General features: G+C 74.8%; 3 protein-coding genes. 2 read left to right on the forward strand and 1 reads right to left on the reverse strand.

Annotated elements, in window-relative coordinates; all coding sequences use genetic code 11:
• The first annotated feature begins 109 nt into the window (after positions 1 to 109).
• On the forward strand, positions 110 to 1,465 hold the full coding sequence (locus ACSNOH_RS34230; RefSeq protein ID WP_436725350.1) for an FAD-dependent oxidoreductase: 1,356 nt from the start codon (positions 110 to 112) through the stop codon (positions 1,463 to 1,465).
• A 30-nt stretch (positions 1,466 to 1,495) separates the two neighbouring features.
• Here ACSNOH_RS34230 and ACSNOH_RS34235 read toward each other — a convergent pair whose 3' ends face one another.
• Positions 1,496 to 1,822 carry an ArsR/SmtB family transcription factor gene (locus tag ACSNOH_RS34235; protein WP_436725351.1) on the reverse strand — a complete coding sequence of 109 codons (327 nt, stop codon included), beginning with the start codon at positions 1,820 to 1,822 and terminating at the stop codon, positions 1,496 to 1,498.
• A 223-nt stretch (positions 1,823 to 2,045) separates the two neighbouring features.
• Here ACSNOH_RS34235 and ACSNOH_RS34240 point away from each other — a divergent pair.
• On the forward strand, positions 2,046 to 3,047 hold a 1,002-nt coding region (locus ACSNOH_RS34240; protein ID WP_436725352.1), incomplete at its 3' end, for an NADH:flavin oxidoreductase/NADH oxidase.

The raw sequence follows: 3,047 nt of genomic DNA on the forward strand, positions 1-3,047 counted from the left end.
GTATCCGAACCGGCCATGCCCGCCCGCCGCCCTCCCGCACCGCCGCCGGCGGTGCGATCCTGGAGGGACGTGCGGGACGGCTGCGGAGATCCGCGGAAAGGGGCCCAGCGTGCTTCGCGTCGCAGTGGTCGGGTCCGGGCCGAGCGGGGTCTACACCGCCCAGGCCCTGGTGCAGCAGCAGGACGTCCCCGGCGTGACGGTGGACGTGCTGGACCGGCTGCCCTGTCCGTACGGGCTGGTGCGCTACGGCGTCGCGCCCGACCACGAGAAGATCAAGTCGCTGCAGAACAACCTGCGGGCCGCCATGGAGCACCCCGCCATCAGGTTCTTCGGCAACGTCCCGGTGGGCGACGGCCCGCGCGGCCTCGCGCCGCGCAGGCTGCTGGAGCTCTACCACGCGGTGGTCTACTGCGTGGGGGCCGCGACCGACCGGCGGCTCGGCATCCCGGGCGAGGACCTGCCGGGCAGCTTCTCGGCCACGGAGTTCGTCTCCTGGTACAGCGCTCACCCGGACGCGGCTCCGGGCGGGTTCGTGCTGGGCGCGCGCTCGGCGGTCGTCATCGGCGTGGGGAACGTGGCCGTCGACGTGGCCCGGGTGCTGGCGCGCGGCGCCGGTGAACTGCACCGCACGGACGTGCCGGACGCCGCCCTGGCCGCGCTCGCGGAGAGCCGGGTGACGGACATTCACATGGTCGGCCGGCGCGGGCCGTCGCAGGCGAAGTTCACCACCAAGGAGCTGCGCGAGCTGGGCGCACTGCCGGGCGCGGAGACGCTGGTACGGGGCGAGGAGGCCGCGCTCGACCCCGCGTGGGGCGACCCGCGCGGTCTGCCCGCGGCGGCGCGGCGCAACGTGGAGGTGCTGCGCGACTGGGCGGACCGGCCTCCTGCGGGCCGGCCGCGCCGGATCCGCCTGCGGTTCTTCCTCCGCCCGGTGGCGCTGCTCGGCGACGGCGCCGTGCGCGCCGTGCGCTTCGAGCGGACCGTCCCGGACGGCCGCGGCGGCGTCGCGGGCACCGGTGAGTTCGAGGAGGTCGAGGCGCAGCTGGTGCTGCGCTCGGTGGGCTACCGCGGAGTGCCCGTCGCGGGCCTGCCGTTCGACGCCGGGCCGGGGACCGTGCCGCACGCGGCGGGCCGGGTGCTGCGCGAGGGCGCGCCGTCGCCCGGGGAGTACGTGGCGGGGTGGATCAAGCGCGGGCCGACGGGTGTGATCGGCACGAACCGCTCGTGCGCGAAGGAGACGGTGACGTCCCTGCTGGCCGATGCCGCCGCGCTCGCGGCGCGCACGCCGGTGACGGCCGAAGAGGCGCACGCCGTCCTGCGCGCGGCCGGGCGGCAGCCCGTGGAGTGGCCGGGCTGGCTGGGCATCGAGGCCGCGGAGGCCGCTCTCGGGCGGCGGCTGGGCCGCGGCCCGGTGAAGATCCCGGACTGGGCGGGGCTGCTGTCCGCAGCCCGCACCGGCGGCTGAGAGCCCTGGAGCCCCCTTTCCCAGGCGCCGTCAGGAGGCCGTGCCCAGGCGCGAGGCCTGGAGCGAGGCCGCAGTGAGCACGGAGCCGAGCAGCCCGGGGAAGAGCGCTTCGAGGTCGTCGCGGCGCAGGGCGTTCATCTTCGCGGTGCCCCGGTAGATCTGCCGGACCACACCGCTCTCGCGCAGCACGCGGAAGTGGTGCGTCGTCGTCGACTTGCTGACCGGGAGGTCGAAGACCGAGCAGTTCAGCTCGCCCTCCTCCGCGGCGAGATCGCGCACGATCTGCAGCCGCATGGGGTCGGAGAGCGCGTGCAGCACGCCTTCGAGGCGGATGTCCGCGCGCTCGGGGTGCTCCATGGAGCGGCCGCCCGGCGACGGCTGTTTCTGCGCTGACACGGCGGCTCCTCCAGGTGCGCGGGGTCTCGCACGACGCCTCCATTGTACGAGAACCCTCGTAGTTTGACATCCCTCGTACTACGAGAGTTATCGTACGACCGACCCGCCGCGGCAACCGCAGCGAGCGGGACGAGCCGTGACGCGCACCAGCGCAGAGGAGCCTGCCGTGACCGCCACCACCGCCGTGAGCGCACTCTTCACCCCCTACACCCTGCGATCGCTCACCTTTCCCAACCGGGTCTGGATGGCCCCGATGTGCCAGTACAGCGCCGAGGTCTTCGGGCCGGGCGCGGGCGTCGCGAACGACTGGCACTTCGCGCACTACGCCGCCCGCGCGACCGGCGGTGCGGGCCTGATCCTCGTGGAGGCGACCGCCGTCAGCCCCGAGGGCCGCATCAGCCCGGCCGACCTCGGGCTCTGGAACGACACCCAGACCGAGGGCCTGCGCCGCATCACCGCGTTCCTCAAGGAGCGCGGCACCGTGCCCGGCATCCAGCTCGGGCACGCGGGCCGCAAGGCGGCCACCGACCGCCCGTGGCGCGGCGGCGAGCCGGTGGGCCCGGAGGAGGGCTGGCTGCCGTCCGCCCCGAGCGCGGTGCCGTACGTGCCGGGTCACCCCGTTCCGGCCGAGCTGACGGTGGAACAGATCCAGGAGATCGTCGGGCAGTTCGCGGACGCCGCGCGGCGCGCCCTGGCCGCCGGCTTCCAGGTCGTGGAGGTGCACGGCGCTCACGGCTACCTCATCCACGAGTTCCTGTCCCCGCTGAGCAACCGGCGCACCGACGCCTACGGAGGCTCGTTCGAGAACCGGGTGCGCTTCGCCCTGGAGGTCGTGGAAGCGGTGCGCGCGGTGTGGCCGGACGAACTCCCGGTGTTCTTCCGGACGTCGGCGACGGACTGGGTGACGGAGAACCCCGAGGACGGCCGCGACGGCTGGACCGCCGGCGACACCGTGCGCCTCGCGCAGGCCCTGCGGACCCGCGGCGTCGACCTGATGGACGTCTCCACGGGCGGCATCACCTCCGGCATCCGCATCCCCACCGGCCCCGGCTACCAGGTGCCCTTCGCCCGGCGGGTCCGCGAGGAGGCCGGCCTGCCGACGGCCGCGGTCGGCCTGATCGCCGAGCCGCAGTACGCGGAGAAGATCATCACCGACGGGGCCGCCGACGCCGTCCTGCTCGGCCGC

Origin of the sequence: Streptomyces sp. URMC 127 (assembly GCF_051386535.1) — a bacterium.
In the GTDB taxonomy this organism is placed as follows: Bacteria; Actinomycetota; Actinomycetes; order Streptomycetales; family Streptomycetaceae; genus Streptomyces.

What these genes read in the sequence shown, in the direction of transcription:
- ACSNOH_RS34235 (WP_436725351.1), bottom strand. Translation starts at nt 1,822, where the DNA reads ATGGAGCACCCCGAGCGCGCGGACATCCGCCTCGAAGGCGTGCTGCAC.